This window comes from Streptomyces sp. H39-S7 (assembly GCF_027158205.1).
Classification (GTDB): Bacteria; Actinomycetota; Actinomycetes; order Streptomycetales; family Streptomycetaceae; genus Actinacidiphila.
Window position 1 is genome coordinate 39514 of sequence record NZ_JAPVLU010000033.1, and the last position, 17333, is coordinate 56846.

The following is a 17333-nucleotide window of genomic DNA, read 5'->3' on the forward strand; positions in this document are numbered from 1 at the left end:
CGGCCGGCCGGTGCCAGGTTTTAGCACCGCTTTGGCCAGCAGGCCGACCATGACCGCGTCCTATGAGGGCAGGGGGAACGATGCCGGTATCGCAGCAGGAACGGAAAGAGCGGCAGGAACGCCCGCAGGCCGGTCCAGAACGGTACGGGCCGCGCCGGAGCCTGGTCGGACGGGAGACGGAGACGGTCGTGCTGGGCGGGCGGCTGCGGGATCCGTCGGTGCGGCTGCTGACGCTGACAGGGCCGGCCGGGGTCGGGAAGAGCCGGCTCGCCGCGGAGGCCGCCACCGGGGCGGCGGACTTCTTCGACGAGGTGCGCTGCGTGGACCTGGCGCGGGAGGCGCTGCCCGGCCGGGTGCCGGACGGTCACGTCCTGCTCGTCCTGGACGGCTGCGACCAGCCGGACCTGCCCCCGGTCGCCGGCATAGGTGAACTCCTCGCTTCCAACGACCGGCTGGTGGTGCTGGCCACCGGCCAGGAGCCGCTGCGGATCTACGGGGAGCGGCTGCTGCCGGTCGCGCCGCTGCCGGTGCCGGGGACGGCCGGGACGGCGGAGCCCGACGTGCAGGAGGTGCAGGACGTTCCGTCGGTCGCGCTGTTCATCCGGCGGGCCCGTGACGCCGACCCCGGCTTCGCGCTGACGGCCGAGAACGTCGCGGCCGTCGCGGAGATCTGCACGCTGCTGGAAGGGCTGCCGCTCGCCGTCGAACTGGCCGCGGGGCGGCTGCGGCTGTTCCCGCCGCACGTCCTGCTCGCCCGGCTGCGGCAGCGGACCACGATCCTGGCCGGTGGTCCGGTGGACGCGCCGGAACGGCACCGGTCGCTGACGGCACTCGCCCGGTGGAGCTGCCGGCGGCTGGACCCGGAGCAGCGCGCGCACCTGGTGCAGCTCTCCGTCTTCGAGCGGGGATTCGGGCTGGCGATGCTGGCCCGGGTGGGCGCCGAGGACGTGCTGGAGAGCCTCCTCGACGGGAACCTGCTGACCGTGGTCGACCAGGAGCCGGGCGAGCCCCGGTTCGCCGTTCCCGAGCCGGTGCGGTCGTTCCTGCTCACCGAGTTGGACCGGGCGGGCGGAACGGACGCGGCGCTGGACCGGCACGCGAGCGAATACCAGCGGCTGGTGGCGGCCACGGAACCGCGGCTGGCCGGCACGGAACAGGAGAAGTGGCTCGGTGTCCTGGCCGCGGAGAGCGGCAACATCAGCGCGGCGCTGCGGCGGCTGCGGGCCCGGGGCGAGCGGGAGGCCGTCGCGGCGCTGGTCACCGCGTGCCGGCAGCCGTGGCTCGTCCAGGGGCGGCTGCGCGAGGGCCTCGACTGGTGCGACGCGCTGGCGGAGGACGGGCCGGATGACGGCGGCCGCACGCTGCCGGAGCCGGTGCGGGCCCGGCTGGTCGACCTGTCGGGGACCTTCACGGCGGCCCTCGGCGACGCGGACCTGGCCGTACGGCGGCACCGCCGCGCGCTCGCGCTGTGCAAGCGGCTCGGCGACCGCCGGCAGGGCGCGCTGGTGACGGCGCGGATGGGCAGGGCACTGCTGCTGCTGGGAGATCCGTCCGGCGCGCAGGCGGCGCTGGGCCCCGCGCTGGCCACCCTGGAGTCGCTGGGCGCGGCGGGACCCGCCGCCGAGGCGGGCACCGCCCTGGCCGGGGCGCTGCGCGCGCAGGGCGAGACCCGCAAGGGCAGGGAGCTGCTGGACCGCGCGCTCGACGCGTACCGGCGGATCCGCGACCCCCGCGGACTGGCGACCGCGCTGCGCGAGTCCGCGGCCTTCGCCGAGGACGCCGAGGACCTGGACGGGGCGGGGCGGGCGCTGCGCGAGAGCCTGCGGCTGTACGACTCGATCGGCGAGCGCACCGAACTCCCCGCCACCCTGGAGTCCTTCGCCCTCCTGCTGCTGCGCGCCTCCCCCGGCCAGCAGCCGCGCGCCGTCCGGCTGATCGCGGCCGCCGACGGGCTGCGCCGGAGCTTCGGCGGCAAGGTGCCCGACGAGCGGTGGGGCGTGCTGGAGGAGGCGCTGGCGGGGCTGCGCGAGCGGCTGCACTGGACCGGTTTCGCCACCGCGTGGGCCGAGGGGCTGCGGCTGGCGCCCGGCGCGGCCGTGGCGGAGGCGCTGGCGGCGGCCGTCCCCGCCCCGCACGCCGAGCGGAAGAGCCCGGCGGCGCAGCCGCTCACCCCGCGCCAGGTGCAGGTCGCGATGCTCGTCTCCGAGGGGCTGACCAACCGGCAGATAGCCGGGCAGCTCGCCATCTCCGAATGGACGGTGGTCAACCACGTCCGGCAGGTGATGCGCCGTCTCAACTGCACCTCGCGGGTGCAGGTGGCCTGGTCGGTCGGCCGATGGCCGTGACCGGGCGCGCAGCGGCGGACGCGTCGGAGCGGGCGGGCGGGCACCTGTCGGGGCTGCTGGCCGCCGTCACACCGCCCGAGGACGTGGCGGCCCGGTTCCGGGCCGAGGGCTGGTGGCGGGACGAGACGTTCCTGCACGACCTGTACCGGACCGCGGCCACCGACCCCGGCCGGCCCGCGATCGTCTCCCAGCGGGTCCACCGCCCCGCCGACCGCCGTACGGTCACCGTCAGCTACGCGCAACTGGCCCTGTACGTCGACCGGTTCGCCGCCGGGCTCGTCGCGCTCGGCATCGGCGCGGGCGACCCGGTCGCCTTCCAGTTGCCGAGCTGGTGGGAGGCGGCCGCGCTCACCCTCGCCTGCCTGCGGGTGGGCGCGCTCGCCGTCCCCGTCCTGCCGACCGTGCGCGCACACGGCCTGGAACGGATCCTGGAGGGCAGCCGGGCCAGGATCTGTGTCGTGCCCGACGTCTGGGAGGGCTTCCCGCACGCGCAGGCCCTCGCCGACCTCGCCCCGGCGCTCCCCTGGCTGCGGCACCGCGTCGTGATGGGTGACGCCGCCGCGACGGGCGCCCTCGACTTCGCCGGGTACTTCCTGCGCACCCCGCACGAACGCGGGCCGCACGCGCGGCGGTTGAGGCTGCGCTCGGACCGGGCGGACCGCATCAGCCTGATGATCACCGTCATGAGCCTGGGCGACACCTACGCGGCCGCTCTCCACACCCCCAACACCCTGTACGCGAACAGCAGCACCCAGCGGGACCCGGAAGGGCCCGGAAGGCGACCGGGCGAGGTCTTCTACTCGGCGCTGCCGCTCACCTCCCTCGCCTCACTGCTGTACAGCGTCTGCTGGCCGCTCGCGGTCGGCGGCACCGGCGTCTACCAGGACGTCTGGGATCCGGGCAGCTGCCTGGACCTGCTGGCCGCCGCCGGTGTCAACCAGGCGTACGCGGCGCCCGTCTACTGGTCCGAGGTGCTCGCCGCGCAGCAGCACCGCCCCCGTGAGCTCGGCGCCCTGCGCCTGCTGCTGTCCGGCGGCCGCACCAGCACACCCGCCCCACTCCTCGCCGACCTGCCGGGGGCCCTGGGCGCTCCGGTGCGTACCGTATGGGGCGCCCCGGAACTGGGCATGGGCACGGTCACCCGCGGCGACACCCCGGCGGAGCGCAACGCCGAGAGCGACGGGCGCCCGCTGCCGGGCCTGGAGGTCTCCGTGGTGCCCGCCGAGGGCGTCGGCGACGCGCAGACGTCACAGCTCCGGGTCCGCGGCCCCTCCGTCTGCCTGGCGACGTGGCAGCGCGGCGGCGGCCCGGCCCCGCTGATCACCTGGGACCACGACGAGGGCTGGCTCGACACCGGGGACCTCGCCAAGGCCGACGGCCTCGGCGGCGTCCAGGTGATGCGGCGGGCCGGCGAGCGGCTGGGCGGCATCTTCCTGGTGCCGGTGGCCGAGTTGGAGGAGCGCCTGCTGACCCATCCCCGGGTGCGCGAGGCCGCGGTGGTCGGCTACGTCGATCCGGAGTACGGCGAGATGCCGTGCGCCGTCGTGGTGCCCACCACCGAGGCGGAACCGCCCGGCCTCGTCGAACTGCGGGACCACCTGGCCGGGCGCGGCGTCGCGGCCGCGTTCCTGCCGACGCGGCTGGAGCTGGTCGGTTCGCTGCCCAGGGACGACCGGGGCGAGCTGCGCAAGGAGGGCCTGCGCAGCTGGCTCTCCCGCATCCGGCCCGGCGTGCCCCGCCCGGTCCCGGTCCCCGCTTCCGACGCCTAGGCCGTGTCTCCGGGCTACTGCGACAGGCCGGAGAGGCGGATCGCGAACGCGGCGAGTTCGTCGCGCCAGCCGGGGGCGAGCGGCGCGGCGTCGACGACGCGGTCGGCGCGGGCGACGAGCTGGGAGATGATCCGCTCCGCGGTGTCCCGCTCCTCCGTGCCGAGCAGCACCTCGCGCAGCATCTGCGCGTCCCAGTCGTACCCCGGCCCGCCCTCCAGGAAGCCGCGCAGCCGCCAGGCGGCGTGCAGCGGGCGGGCGTACTCCCGGTACGGGGCGGTGAGGTCCGGCCGGCCGGCCAGCGCGGCGCCGAGCAGCAGCGGGTGGTGCAGGGCGTACCAGCCCGCCCCGCACCCGCCGGCGCAGCCCGCGATGCAGCGGCCGGGCCACGGGTCGTCCAGGTACTCCGTCGCGCACGCCGCGTCGGTGTGGGCGCCGATGACGCGTTCGGTGCGCAGCTCGTCCCACAGCTGCCACGCGGCGGCGGGCAGCCCGGACGCGAGCCGGTCGGCGTAGGCGAGCGCCAGATCGCCCGCGAGCACCGCCGTGCCCTCGCCGAAGCGCCGGGACTCACCGCGCCAGCCGCTGCGCTCGTGCTCGGCGGCGTGGCTGACGTGCAGGGTGGGGATGCCGTGGCGCAGCGGGGCGTTGTCGCGGATGTCGCTGCGGATCAGGAAGCAGGTGTCGAGCAGTTCCAGCGCGGCCGCCGCGTCGACGATCGCCGTCGAGGTGGGGTCGCCGCCCGCGGCGAGGTAGCCGGTGACGCAGACGGCGGGACGGACCCGGTCGCCGCCCGCCCGCACCAGTTCGGTGATCGAGCCGACCAGGCTCGCCGCCCGGGGGTTCACCGCGTGCCAGCGGTCGAACTCACCGGCCAGCAGGCCGCGCAGCCGCTCCTCCACCTGGTCGAGCAGTGCGGCACGCAGTTGCCCGGGGACGCGTGTCTTCGGCGGCAGAGAATGCGTGGTCATGGTGAGCCTCCCTGATTCGGCTGCTCCGAGCCTTCCGGGGGCCGTCGGTGCCGCTCAAGGGCGGTGGGCGGCCGGCCGGGGAAACGGCCGCGCGAGACGTGGTGGAGAGCCTGTTCCCTGCCATTCGCGGGAGCGTCGGGCGAGGGGTTGCCATGTGCTTGCCATGGCGCCGCGCCGGCGGGCCGGGTCTGCGGCCCCGGTCGGCGGGTCCACGGCACAAACCCCGCGCATACCCGGCTTTAGCGCGGTGTCGGTTCATGGGTGTGCTGCTCGACGCGGGCAGACCGGGCACCACGCCCGACCCACAGCACTGCTGCAGGAGGACTCGTGTCCAACAACTCGTCGAACAACAACAACGACTCGAACAACAACAACAGCAACAACAACTCCAACAACAACGCGAACGTGAACAACAACGCGACCACGAACTTCGCGGACAACAACAGCAACATGAACAACAACAACGACAACGCGAACAACAACAGCAACAACAACACCCCTCGCCTGCAGAGCGTCGTCCCGGCCGACCTCGCGCAGATCCTCGAGGACATCGACGCGGACAACGGCGACGCGTGACACCGCCGGGGCGGTGCGGTCCTGACGACCGCACCGCCCCGCGCACCCGCACCACCGCCGCACCGCGCCACCGCGCCACCGCGCCACCGCGCCACCGCGCCACCGCGCCACCGGGAAGGAACCGCGATGAATCGCATCAGGGTCGTCGGGCTCGGCGTCCAGGGGATCGAGCAGCTCACCCTCGCCGGACTGCGCCAGCTGCGGGAGGCCGAAGCGGTGCTGCACCTGGTCGACCCGGCCGTCGACGTCCGCGAACTGACGGACCGGCCCACCGAATCGCTGCACGCGCTCCACCTCGCCGGCGCGCACGACCACGACCCCTTCGGGCGGCTGCTCGCCCGCATCCTGGACCGGGCGCGGTCCGACGGCGACATCGCCGTCCTGCTGCCCGGCGATCCGCGGCTCGGCGTCACGGTCGTCCAGCAGCTCCAGCGGCTGGCCGATGCGGGTGAACTGTCCCTGCACGTCGAGCCCGGCGTCTCCACCTTCGCCACCACGGCCAACAACCTGGGGATCGACCCGCTCGAACGCGGCACCCTCGTCGTCGACGCCAACCGCCTGCTGCTCTTCCAGCAGCTGCCGAACCCCGCGTTCAACACCTTCGTCTACCACGTCGGCGGCGCGGACCGGGCGGAACTGCTCCAGCGGCTGCTGCTGCGCGCGTACGACGCCGAGCACCCCGCCTGCCTGGTCGAGCCGGGCCACGCCGCCGACGGCACCGCGGCCGTCGGCTGGGGACGGGTCGGCTCGCTCGGCGAACTGCTCGCCAACGTCTTCTTCGCGAGCCCGCTGTACCTGCCGGCCGCCGTCCCCCGCCGGGTCGACCGCGCCGTCCTGGCCCTGCTGACACCGTTCGAGCCGGAGCCGGCCGAACCGGCCACCTGGTGAATGAGCCCCCGGACCACCGCGGTTGACGCACGCGTACCCGCCGACGCCGTCTTCCCTGGCGACGCCGCCGCCGTGGCCGCGTACCGGGACCAGCGCCGCCTGCTGCAGAAGGAGGCGGTCCTCGGGCGCGGCGAGCTGATCGAGAGCGTGCTGCGCGGCCGCCGGGCGGCACTCGCCGGACTCCGCGGGACCCCCTGGCTGCGGCGGCTGATCGACAGCACCCACCGGCAGGTCCGGCAGGTGATGGCGCGCCCCGAGTACGCGGACGTCCTGCCGCTGCGCCGCTCGATGCTGACGTTCCTCGCCGAACTGCCGCTGCCCATCCCGGCCGACAGCGTCATCCTGCGCCACCCCACCCACGCCTCCGCCGCCGAGATCCTCGCCGGACTGCCGGAGCTGCGGCACCGGCGCGCGGAGGTGGCGCGGATCTTGTCCGAGTCCTCCCTCCAGGAGACCGGCACCCCGTTCCGCACGGTGGACGACGACCGTGGCAACGCGATCGTCCTGGGCCAGGACGCGCCCACGGTCGACGCGCTGGCCGGCATCGCCCACGAGCTGGGCCACTGCCTGTACGAACGGGCCCGCCCGGGGCGCTCCGTCCGGTCGCAGTTCGCGTCGGAGCGGCTCGCGCACTGCCTGGAGGAGCGGCTGGTCGCCGCGTACCTGCGGGAGCGCGGCAGCCCCGAGGAGTGCCGCGCCTGGTGGTCCTACCAGCGCCGGGTGGACGCCCACAACCTGTACTTCTTCCGGCTGGAGCGGGCCCTGATGTACGACCGGCCGGACTCGGTGCCGGAGTTGATGCCCGAGTCGACCACGTCGTTCCGCGAGTCGCTGTTCATCCTGCCGGGGTACCAGGTGGTCTACGCCCGCGCGTCACTCGCCCGGCTGCCCGCCCATGGCGGCGCGTAGGCTCACCGGCCGCATGTCCGTCCAGTGCGCCCCGATGTGGTCCAGGCAGGCCTGCCGGCCGCTCTCCTCCAGGACGATCCGCCAGCCGGCGGGCACGTCGTTGGCGGCGGGCCACACCGAGTACTGGCCCTCGTCGTTGACCAGCGCCAGATAGGCGGCGTCCGGGTCCTCGAACGGTGTGCTCAACTTCTCGTCCTCTCACGTGGTTACGGGGTGCCGGTTCCGGGGTGAGCTCACGCCACCTCGGTGACGCTGAGCTGGAGGTCCACCGGCAGCTCCTGCCGGCTGCTGATGCTGAGCTTGCGGTAGACCCGCGTCAGGTGCTGCTCGACGGTGCTGACGGTGATGTAGAGCTTCATCGCGATCTCCCGGTTGGTGTGCCCGTGGACCGCGAGCATCGCCACCCGCTTCTCGGAGTCGCTGAGCTTGGCCTCCAGGTCCGCGTAGGCCGCCACCGGCGGCGGGTCCTCCGGCATCCCGCCCGCCGCGCTGTGCCCCGGGAGGGTCTTCTCGCGCAGTGCCTCGGCCCCGCACTCCTGCGCCAGGTGCCACGCCCGCCGGTTCACCATGCTGGCGCGGGTGGGCTCGCCCAGCTCCTTGAGCGCCTGGCCGAGCTCCGCCATGGAGCGGGCCAGCTCGTAGCGGTCGCCCGACCTGCGCAGCTCGTCCACGGACTTGGCGAGCAGGATCTGCCGCTCCCGGGGCTCGCGGGTCGCGGCGCGCACCCGCAGCGAGATGCCGGCCACCCACGGGTTGGCGGCGTCGCGGGTGGCGAGCTGGTCGGTCACGAAGCGCTCCGCCTGGTGCGCCTCGCCGAGCTGCAGCAGCGCCTCGGCGGCGTCGGTGCGCCAGGGCAGCAGCAGCGGCCGGTCCAGGCCCCAGCGCTTGGTGCGCCGGCCGATGTCCAGGAAGTCGCCGAGCGCGGCGTGGTAGCGGCTGGTCGCCAGGTGGTACTGGCCGCGGGCCCGCAGATAGCCGAGCCCGTGGAAGCTGCCGGCCAGCCCCTCGGGGACCGGCTGGCTGAGCACCCGGGCGGCCGCGTCGTAGTGGCCCATCGCCGTACGGGCGCGGACCAGGATTCCCGCCACCCCGCACAGGAAGACGCTGCCACCGCGCTCCGGCACCAGCTTGAGGGCGTGCGCCGCCCGGTCCTCGGCGCCCTGGAGGTCGCCCTGGCGCAGCAGCGCCTCGGCCCACAGCGACGTGAACAGCGCCTGCCAGCCAGGCGCTTCGCGGCGGGCGGCCTCCTCGCCGATGACCTGGCTCCAGTGGACGGCACGCTGGGCGCCGCCCAGGTGCAGCAGGACCCGCAGGGCCTGCACGATGGGCTCGACGGTGGCCCCGGCGAGCGTCGTGCCGCGCAGGAACAGCTCGGCGTCCTCGGCGGCCGTGCCGTCCTGGGCACCGTCCGGGATCGCCCACAGGGCGGCCGGCGCGACGGGCACCGTGGCGGCGTTGACGCTGGAGTGCACGGCGGTGGACGGCGCCGGGGAGCCCATCGCGCGGGTCCGCCCGCCGGACCAGCGCGGGAAGGCGGACAGCCCGTCCAGCGGGTCGTCCCGGTGCCCCGACAGCTGGGCGCCGGGTCTGCCGCCGAGCGCCGAGCCGAGGGACGAGACGGTCGCCGAGCCGTGCTGCGGCTCCTGGCGGCGGCCCGTGTCGCCGGTCGCGGCCGCGAGCCGCGCGAGGACGTCGCCAGCCTCGTCGATGCGCCCCTGGGCGGCCAGCAGCCGGGCGAGCGGGCCCATCCGGGCGGGGGCGAGCCGGTCGGCCCGCAGCGCGTCCAGCGGCTCGGTGAGATGCCGTTCCGCGGCGCCCGGGTTGGTCCGCCAGGACACGGCGGCCAGCCGGGTGCGGAACTCCGCGCGCTGCTCGTCGTCGCCGCACCCCTGGTACGCCAGCTCCAGGCAGGCCGAGGCCGGTACGGCCTTGCCGTCGGCGAGCAGTTGCTCGGCCGCCGCCCGCAGGACCGGCACCGCCCAGTCCTCGTCCGCGTGCTGCGCGGCGAGCAGCTGGCCCGCGACGGCCGCCGCGGGCATGCCGTACTGGTGCGCGAGCCGGGCGGCCCGCCGGTGCAGTCCGGTGCGTGCGGCCGGATCCATCCGGTCGAGGAGCGAGCGGCGCACCGCGGGGTGCCGGAAGCGGAAGCTCTCCAGAATCCCGGCGGCGTTCAGCGCGGCGACCCCCTGGACCGCCGCCGGGGTGGTGATGCCCAGCAGTTGCGCCGCCAGTTCCGCCGTGCCGGTCCGGCCCAGGACCGCCAGCGCCTCGGCCAGTTGCGTGGTCCGCGGTCCGCAGCGGTACAGGCAGGCCAGCACGGCCTGGGTGAACGCGCCGCCCGCCTCCGGCTCCGGGATCTCGCCCGCCGCGGAGCCCCGCCGGGCCACCCGGTACTCCTCGACGAGGGCGCGCAGCAGCAGCGGGTTGCCGCCGCTGACCGTCCAGAAGTGCCCGGCGTGGTCGGAGAGCCGTTCGTCGCCCGCCGCGTCCGGTGGCCCGGCCGGCTCCTGCGCGAGGACTTCGGCGACGGCGTACCGGCCGAGCCGTTCCAGCCGCACGCGGGTGAAGTTGGGCTGCCGCAGCAGCTCGGTGCCGAACACCGGGTCGTCGCTGCGCTCGTGCGCCGGCTCGGTCAGCACCAGCAGGATCCTGGCGTTGCGGGCCCGGCGGGCCAACTGCAGCAGGTAGCGGCAGGACAGGTCGTCCACCAGGTGCAGGTCGTCGACGCAGATCACCACCGGCGTCCGCGTACTGAGGTCGTGCACGGCGTCGCTGAACGCCTGCATGGCCTCGATCCTCGACGGTCCCTGGTTCTGGGCCGGCTCCGGGAGGGTCCCGGGCGGCGCGCTGCTGACGAGCTGCCCCAGCACGCCCAGCGGCAGGGCGCGTTCCGCGGCGGATCCCATCGCGCGCAGCACGACGGCGCCGGCCTTCTCGGCCGACTCGGCCACGGTGTCGGCGAGTTCGCTCTTCCCGCAGCCGACGGCGCCTTCGACCAGCACGATCCGCGCGTGTCCTGCTATGCATCCGGCCAAGGCCGCGTCCAGTAGCGCCAGTTCCGCCTCACGATCGATCAGCACCATCTTCGCCCCACTGTCCCCGTAATCCAGTGCGGTCCGCGCTCCCGCCGGCCGGAATAGCCGGCCGTTTTCTCCGGAAGAAGCACGTGGGCACTGGCGAAATTGAAACGGAGGATTCTCCCCGTTGAATCAGGAATCCAGTGTAGGCAGGTAACTCGCGCCCCACGGTGGCCGGAAGTTGCCCTGCAGTAAGTACTCCAGCGGCACCCGAGCGGTGATCCGCTGTGGTATCGGGCAGCCCGCTCAGAGGGTTGTGGCGGGCTCCGGAAGGATCTGCCGCGGCACGTTCCTGGGGTGGCCGGGAGTGCGCCATTCGCGCGGGTAGCCGACCGAGACTTCCTCGAACCGCACCCCGTCGTACCAGGTGGTGCGCGGGATGTGCAGATGTCCGTAGACGACCGCCGCGGCCCGGAACCGGATGTGCCAGTCCGCCGTCAGTTCCGTTCCGCACCATTGGGCGAATTCGGGATAACGCAGGATATTCGTCGGGTCCCGCACAAGAGGGAAGTGGTTGACGAGTACGGTCCGCAGTTCGGGATCGCAGGCTTCCAGCCGTTGTGCGGTCTCCGCGACCCGGGCCCGGCACCAGGCGTCCCGCGACGGGTACGGATCGGGGTGCAGCAGGAATTCGTCCGTGCAGACGATCCCGGCCTCGTAGGCCTGCGCCAGCGACTCCTCCTTCGTGGCCGCGGTGGGGGTGCGGAAGGAGTAGTCGTACAGCAGGAAGAGCGGGGCGACGACGACCGGGCCGCCGGGGCCGCTCCAGACCGGGTACGGATCCTCCGGGCTGTGCACGCCCAGCGACCGGCAGACCTCCACCAGGTGCCGGTAGCGGGCCTCGCCGCGCAGTTGCGAGGTGTCGCCGTGCGGGGTCCACAGGTCGTGGTTGCCCGGCGCCCAGACGACGTGCGCGTAGCGCAGGCTCAGCAGTTCCAGGGCCCATTCGATGTCGTCGAGCACCTCGCCCACGTCGCCCGCGACGATCAGCCAGTCCGCCGGGTCGTCCGGGCGCAGCTCCTCGAGGATCTTCCGGTTCTCCGGATGCGCGACATGCAGGTCGCTGATACCCAGCAACTTCCCTTGAGACATCCGATGAGGGTAGAACGGCGAGGAGTGGGGAAGAACCCCTAAATCCGGGCGGGGTACCCCCTGACCCCCGACCCCGCGGGCGCCCCACGGGCCGCCCTGCCATGGCGTGTAGCAACCGCATGGCAAGCTCCCGCGCGCCCGTACCCGCCGACCGGCAGGCTCTCTCCCCATTCCCTCGCGGATAGCAGCCGGCGGGCATGGATCGGGGCTTCGGCCTGCCCTGTCGCCGCCGCCGGAGCCGCACGCGTTGTCCCGTCACCCCCCGGGAGGCCAGCGTGGAAATTGCTCGCCCCACACCGGAGCGAGCACGCGGCGGACGCCGACGAGGCGTCGGACGAAACGGGGCTCCCATGATCGCGAAGCTGCTTCCCTCGGAGGTCGTCGCCGTGGACGCGACGACGGACCCGCCCGAGGCGACCCTGTTCCCGGAGGAGACGGAGCAGATCCGCAACGCGGTGGAGAAGCGGCGGCTGGAGTTCACCACGGCGCGCTGGTGCGCCCGCCGCGCCCTGGCCGGTCTCGGCCTGCCGGCGATGCCGATACTCCCCGGCACCCGCGGCGCGCCGCAGTGGGCCCCGGACGTGGTCGGCAGCATGACGCACTGCAACGGCTACCGTGCCGCGGCCGTGGCCCGTACGCGTGACATGGCGGCGATCGGGATCGACGCCGAACCCAACGACACCCTCCCCGAGGGCATCCTGGAGTCCATCGCGCTCCCCCAGGAGCGCGGCTGGGTGCGGCAGTTGACGCGTACCGCGCCCGAGGTGTGCTGGGACCGGCTGCTGTTCAGCATGAAGGAGTCCGTCTACAAGGCCTGGTTCCCGCTCACCGGCCGGGAGCTGGACTTCGAGGACGCGCTCATCACGGTCAACCCCGCGGCGCGCACCTTCCGCGCCCGGCTGCTGCTGCCGGCGTCGGCGCTGCAAGAGGGGGACCCCACGGGTTTCAGCGGGCGCTGGTCCGCGAACGGCGGCGTGCTGGTCAGTGCGATCGCCGTGCCGGCGACGGTTCCCGCGACCGCGGGGGCACAGCAGAACGCTCCCTACCGGGAATTGGTAGGGAGCGCCGCTTAGGCCGAGCCGAACGACCGGGGATGGTCAGTCCCCAGGGATGGTCAGTCCCACTCGTCGTCATCAACATGTACGTGCCCCGTGTGGTACGTCACGGGAGCGCCGATGGCGTCCCCCGCCTGACGTTCCATGCTCTGCGCCTCTGCCGGGGAGTACCCGACCGCCAGCGCCGCGACCGCACTTGCGACGAGCATCGCCCGCACGGTCACACTCTTCAAACTCGCCGAAACCCTCATGTTTCCCCCAAAACGATCGGTCTGACGGACTTCACTGCTGTGCTGTCGTCACTCGAGGCTCACTGGAGCCACTGTCCGACCCGCACACAATGCCCAGGTTCGAATCCCCGCTCCAAGCCCAAGCCGATGGCCTAAGCTTGCATGGCAGCAACTTCACAGCTCACGGGGGAGCGCCACGGATGGCCGGAAGCGGCAATTCCAGTTCGGAGTTCGCCGAGTTGGACGACTTGAGCGCTGCCGCTTACGGGGCCGCCGTCGAATACGGACGGTTCGACCGGGCGGACATCGCGGAGCGGCTCTCGCTCACCACACCCGAGGTCGACCGGGTGGAACACGTCCTGCGACTTCTGCATCTCCTGCAGCCGATGCCGGGTGACCCCGACGTGTTGGTCCCGGTGGGACCGGACGTCGCGGCCGCGGATCTGGTGGGGTCCGCCGAGCACCAGATCCGGGACCTGCAGCAGGCCGTCACCGATGTGCGGTCGAAGCTGCTGTCGCTGATGCCGCGGTACTTCGAGGGACGCCGGATGCGCAACCGGCTGGAAGCCTTCGACGTGATCAGCGACAAGGACACCATCCAGTCGATGATCAACCACCTGACGCAGCAGTGCCGCAAGGAACTGCTCACGGTGCAGCCCGGCGGCGCCCGCTCGTCACCGTCGCTCGCGTCGGCCCGCCAGCGCGCGCTGAACACGCTGGACCGCGGGGTGCGGATCCGCACCATCTACCAGCACACAGCCCGCAGCGACCTCGCCACCAGGGCGTATGTCCGGGACATCTCGGCCGAGGGCGCCGAGGTCCGCACCGCTGACGAACTCATCGACCGCATGATCATTTACGATCGGGAGACCGTCTTCCTGCCGGAGCGCAAGTCGGCCTCGAAGACCCCCGGCGCGGCGATCGTCCGCGAACCGACGCTGGTCGCCTTCCTGTGCGCGGTCTTCGAGCACCTGTGGGACGGCGCCACCCCGTTCAACCCCGACAGCCAGTCCACCTCCTCGGGGACCGACGACCTGCGCGCGTCGATCATCCGGCTGATGGCCAAGGGGTACAAGGACGAGATGGTCGCCCGACGGCTCGGCATGTCGGTCCGCACCTGCCGCCGCCACATCTCGGAGATCACCGAGCAGCTCGAGGCCACCAGCCGGTTCCAGGCCGGGTTCAACGTCGCGCTGTCCGGCATGCTGGACCGGTTCGGCCTGCAGGACTGACGACCGCGGGGACCGTGCCGCAGAGAAACGTCACTCCTCCTCGTTGAGCGCGGCGGTGATCGCGTCGGCGGCGTCCTGGTCGAGCATCGTCGTGATGTCGGTGTCCAGCACCGCCCCGAAGCCGGCGTCGTACACCGCCGCGCTCACGCAGTAGCCGGTGTCGAGCACGAAGGTGCGGAACGCCCACTCGGAGCCGGTCCCGGCCGTGCCGTCCGGGCGCTGCACCCGCACCGGCTTGCCGTCGGGGCCGAACCCGAACTCGCTGAACCGGAACTGCATGCCCTGCCCGATGGCCTTGCTGTACGCCTCCTTGAGCGTCCACAGCCGCACCAGGCTGGGGTTGCGCTGCTCCTGTTCCAGGGAGGCGAGGGTGACCAGTTCGTACGGGGTGCAGACGTGGCGGCCCAGACCGCTGCCGTACATCTGCCGGTCGGTCCGCTCGGCGTCCACGCCGATCAGGCCGCGGGTGGTGAGGCCGACCAGCAGCAGGTCCTCGGTGTGGCTGAGGCTGATGTCGATCTGGTCGCAGCCGCGCAGGTACGGACGTCCGGTCGGCCCGTAGGCCAGCTCCAGGTCGTCGGGGTCACCGTTGAGCACCGCGCCCGCGGCGTACTTGAGCAGGATCCGCGAGGCCGCGTAGCGGCCGCGGACGGCCGGGTGCGCGAGGTCGAGATAGCGCGACCAGTCCCGGCCGAGCAGCGCGCGCAGCTTGTCGCCCTCGGGCAGATCCGGTTGCAGGTCGGCCAGTCGGGCGTAGATCAGTGCGGTCCCGTAGGCCCTCAGATCGGCGCGGACCCTGTCCCAGGCGGCACCCCTCGCGCCCACCTCGACCGGCTCGCCGAGGGGTGGGCCGAGAGTGGAGTTCCCGGGGACGGTCATCCTTGCTCCTCCAAAGGGTGGTTCGACAGCGGCGGGTGTTCTCGGTGCGCGGTGGCGCGGGCTCTAGGGCGACGTGGCTCGGGGGCGGTCGGCGGCTCCGACCAGGGCGTGGATCTGCTGGAAGGTGCGGGCCTCCAGGACCGCTCTGACGGGCACCCGGCGGCCGGTCTCCTCCTCCAGGAGCGATACCAGCCGCAGCAGGTGCAGCGAGTCCCAGCCGTCGACGTCCGCCAGGTCGGTGTACGCGTCCCGGTCGGACAGGGCGAGCCCCAGTTCGGTGCGCAGCAGCCGGAGGAAGCCGCCCAGGTCGTCGATGCCGCTCATCCGCGGCTCCCTTCCGGTCGGTCGTGCCCGTCGTGCCCGTCGTGTCCAGCGAGTCGTGCGAACTCCGCCTCGATGGCGAGGTGTTCCGGCACCGGGGGAACCGTGCGCAGGTCGTGGCGGAACACGACACCGTCGCCGTCCTCGCCCACCTCCTCGAAGCCGAGCGAGGGGTAGAAGTCCCGCACCCGGTGGTTCTTCGCGGTGGGCCGGTACCGGGCGTGCACCGCGGCCAGCCCGGCGTCCCGCGCCCGTTCCAGCAGGACCGCGACACAGCCCTGCTCGATGCCCCTTGCCAGAACGCGGCAGCTCAACCAGATGTTGTCCAGATGCAGTCCGTCGGCCGCACGATGGCCGAGTACCGCCCCGACGAGACCGTTGTCGCCGAACCGGTCGGCCGCACGCGCGACGAGCAGCAACTGCCCCGGATCGGCGGCCCGTGCCTCCAGGTCCGCCTGCGCCGACCGCAGGCCGGTGAGGTTGAACTGGTTGGTGCGCCGGGTGAGCTGGGCGAGGCGGGCGAACTCGTGCCCGAGGGGCGCGCCCAGTTCCACGCTCACCTTCAGCTCGCGCAGGAAGTCCGCGTGCGAGCCGCTGCCCTCGCGCAGCTCCCGGCGCTCGCGCTCCACCCGGTACTGCCCGGTCCTGGCCCGGTCCTCGTCCGTCAGCCGGGGCGTGTCGAACCAGCCGTCCGCCAGCAGCCTCGTCACGTGCAGGGCCGGTTCGTCGTCGAGCGGGACGACGGCGACCTGCGGGGCGCCGTGCCGCACCTGGGCGCGCTCGGCCGGGGAGTCGTCGGCGAAGACGAGGGAGTCGAGGCCGATGCCGAGGCCGTCGGCGATCTCGGCCACATTGCCGTCCTTGGGCCGCCAGTTGGCGTTGATCTGGACGAAGTCCGTCTCGCGCAGCACCATGTCGGGGTGGTCGCGGAGCACGGCGAGCACCGGCTCGGCGTCGTTCTTGCTGCTCACCGCGAGCAGCACGCCCTGCGCGCCGAGCTGTCGGATGATCCGCTGGAACGCCCCGAAGGCCTCACCGCGCAAGGTGCCGGCGGCCGCGATCCCGTCCGCTCCCGCGTCGCCCAGGATGCCGTCCCAGAGCGTGTCGTCCAGGTCGAGCACCAGGCACTTCTTCGTCATCCCGCGCAGCGACCTGGCGAGGTGGGCGGCTTCGCGGGCGTAGGCGGCGAGCAGCGGCGCGGTGTACTGGGCCCTGGCGTAGCCGGCCAGCCGGGGGTCCGAGACGGGGCCGGTGTCGGCGATCAGCGGGTCGAGGTCGAGGACGGCGAGGCCGGGGAAGCGCTCGGTCAGCCGCAGCAGGGCCGCGTTGAACTCGCGCCACACCGCGCCGAGCCGGGCCCGGGACCGGTGGTCGACGAGCTGGTGGGTGTGGCGGCGCGGCAGCGGCAGGGTGTTGAGCACCAGCGTGCCGGGGCGCTCGGCGTGGTGGGCGGCCAGGCCGGTGAGGCGTTCCAGTACGTCGTCGGCGGCACGGGACAGCGCGGCGACGTCCCAGGGCGACGGGACCTCCGCGAAGACGGTCTCGGCGTCGAGCAGGCAGAGCGAGAGGTCGGCCGCCAGCCCGTGGAAGAGCCCCTGCTCGGAGGTCAGATCGTGCAGGTAGGCGCCGTGGTCGCCGAGGACGGGACGCAGCAGCAGCCCGTGGCGGGCCAGTTCCGCCGTGAGCGGGTCGACGAGCTGGGCCACGGTCGACTGGCCGGTGACGGCGACGGTGACGACCGGGGTGTCCGGGTGGGCGGCCAGCACGGCGGCGCGGTCGAGGCCGGCGAGGAGCCGGCCGGCGCGCGGCAGATCGGTGGCGCCGGACGTGCCGGGGTCGTCGGTGAGCTCCGCGAGCAGCGGGGCGACCCGGTCGTACTCGGCCTCCAGCCGCCCGAGCGCCTTGAGCTCCCGCAGCCGTTCCAGTGCTGTTGTCATGTAACGCAATCCGTCCTTCTCGGACCTTCGCAGGCCTCTCTCCGACCTTTCCAGG

The 17333-nt window shown here is 73.5% G+C and carries 15 protein-coding genes; 7 read left to right on the forward strand and 8 right to left on the reverse strand.

The features are described from left to right. Positions 1 to 80: 80 nt before the first annotated feature. Entirely contained in the window at positions 81 to 2345 is a 2265-nt protein-coding gene (locus O3X23_RS28125; protein WP_269274381.1) for an ATP-binding protein, read from the forward strand. After that, entirely contained in the window at positions 2336 to 4114 is a 1779-nt protein-coding gene (locus O3X23_RS28130; RefSeq protein ID WP_269274382.1) for an AMP-binding protein, read from the forward strand. Before O3X23_RS28125 ends, O3X23_RS28130 begins: the two co-directional genes overlap by 10 nt. A gap of 14 nt (positions 4115 to 4128) precedes the next feature. Here O3X23_RS28130 and O3X23_RS28135 read toward each other — a convergent pair whose 3' ends face one another. Further along, positions 4129 to 5082: a polyprenyl synthetase family protein gene (locus O3X23_RS28135; protein ID WP_269274383.1), complete on the reverse strand. Its 954-nt coding sequence runs from the start codon at positions 5080 to 5082 to the stop codon at positions 4129 to 4131. A 327-nt stretch (positions 5083 to 5409) separates the two neighbouring features. Between O3X23_RS28135 and O3X23_RS28140 the strand changes: the two genes are divergently transcribed. The 3 genes from O3X23_RS28140 (at position 5410) to O3X23_RS28150 (ending at position 7455) form a co-directional block, all read left to right on the forward strand. Continuing rightward, positions 5410 to 5658 carry a hypothetical protein gene (locus tag O3X23_RS28140; RefSeq protein ID WP_269274384.1) on the forward strand — a complete coding sequence of 83 codons (249 nt, stop codon included), beginning with the start codon at positions 5410 to 5412 and terminating at the stop codon, positions 5656 to 5658. 126 nt (positions 5659 to 5784) lie between these two features. After that, complete coding sequence (locus O3X23_RS28145) at positions 5785 to 6546, forward strand: SAM-dependent methyltransferase (RefSeq protein ID WP_269274385.1); 762 nt, start codon at positions 5785 to 5787, stop codon at positions 6544 to 6546. Continuing rightward, complete coding sequence (locus tag O3X23_RS28150) at positions 6547 to 7455, forward strand: hypothetical protein (protein ID WP_269274386.1); 909 nt, start codon at positions 6547 to 6549, stop codon at positions 7453 to 7455. It abuts the gene before it with no gap. Here the strand turns inward: O3X23_RS28150 and O3X23_RS28155 are convergent. The 3 genes from O3X23_RS28155 to O3X23_RS28165 all read right to left on the reverse strand — a co-directional run bounded on the left by O3X23_RS28155 (position 7420) and on the right by O3X23_RS28165 (position 11624). Beyond that, positions 7420 to 7641 (reverse strand): MbtH family protein, encoded by a 222-nt coding sequence (locus tag O3X23_RS28155; protein WP_269274387.1) that lies wholly within the window; start codon positions 7639 to 7641, stop codon positions 7420 to 7422. The genes O3X23_RS28150 and O3X23_RS28155 overlap by 36 nt on opposite strands. A 47-nt stretch (positions 7642 to 7688) precedes the next feature. Next, complete coding sequence (locus O3X23_RS28160; RefSeq protein WP_269274388.1) at positions 7689 to 10538, reverse strand: helix-turn-helix transcriptional regulator; 2850 nt, start codon at positions 10536 to 10538, stop codon at positions 7689 to 7691. 240 nt (positions 10539 to 10778) lie between these two features. Further along, positions 10779 to 11624, reverse strand: a complete 846-nt coding sequence (locus tag O3X23_RS28165) for a metallophosphoesterase family protein (RefSeq protein WP_269274389.1) — start codon at positions 11622 to 11624, stop codon at positions 10779 to 10781. Between the two features lie 350 nt (positions 11625 to 11974). Here O3X23_RS28165 and O3X23_RS28170 point away from each other — a divergent pair, with 350 nt between their 5' ends. After that, positions 11975 to 12697: a 4'-phosphopantetheinyl transferase family protein gene (locus O3X23_RS28170; protein ID WP_269274390.1), complete on the forward strand. Its 723-nt coding sequence runs from the start codon at positions 11975 to 11977 to the stop codon at positions 12695 to 12697. A gap of 41 nt (positions 12698 to 12738) precedes the next feature. Here O3X23_RS28170 and O3X23_RS28175 read toward each other — a convergent pair whose 3' ends face one another. Beyond that, positions 12739 to 12888, reverse strand: coding sequence for a hypothetical protein (locus tag O3X23_RS28175; protein ID WP_269274391.1), 150 nt, complete (start codon positions 12886 to 12888; stop codon positions 12739 to 12741). A gap of 221 nt (positions 12889 to 13109) precedes the next feature. On the opposite strand from O3X23_RS28175, the gene O3X23_RS28180 reads away from it, so the two are divergent. Further along, positions 13110 to 14141, forward strand: coding sequence for a LuxR C-terminal-related transcriptional regulator (locus tag O3X23_RS28180; RefSeq protein WP_269274392.1), 1032 nt, complete (start codon positions 13110 to 13112; stop codon positions 14139 to 14141). Between the two features lie 30 nt (positions 14142 to 14171). Here the strand turns inward: O3X23_RS28180 and O3X23_RS28185 are convergent, their stop codons facing one another. The 3 genes from O3X23_RS28185 to O3X23_RS28195 form a co-directional block, all read right to left on the reverse strand. After that, a complete protein-coding gene (locus O3X23_RS28185) occupies positions 14172 to 15020 on the reverse strand; it encodes a 4'-phosphopantetheinyl transferase family protein (RefSeq protein ID WP_269274393.1) in 849 nt (282 codons plus the stop codon). 63 nt (positions 15021 to 15083) lie between these two features. Beyond that, the gene (locus O3X23_RS28190; protein WP_269274394.1) at positions 15084 to 15344 is read right to left on the reverse strand and encodes a phosphopantetheine-binding protein; all 261 of its coding nucleotides are present in this window, start codon (positions 15342 to 15344) and stop codon (positions 15084 to 15086) included. Further along, positions 15341 to 17278, reverse strand: coding sequence for an HAD-IIIC family phosphatase (locus O3X23_RS28195; RefSeq protein WP_269274395.1), 1938 nt, complete (start codon positions 17276 to 17278; stop codon positions 15341 to 15343). The genes O3X23_RS28190 and O3X23_RS28195 overlap by 4 nt, the downstream gene beginning before the upstream one ends. Between the last annotated feature and the right edge of the window lie 55 nt (positions 17279 to 17333).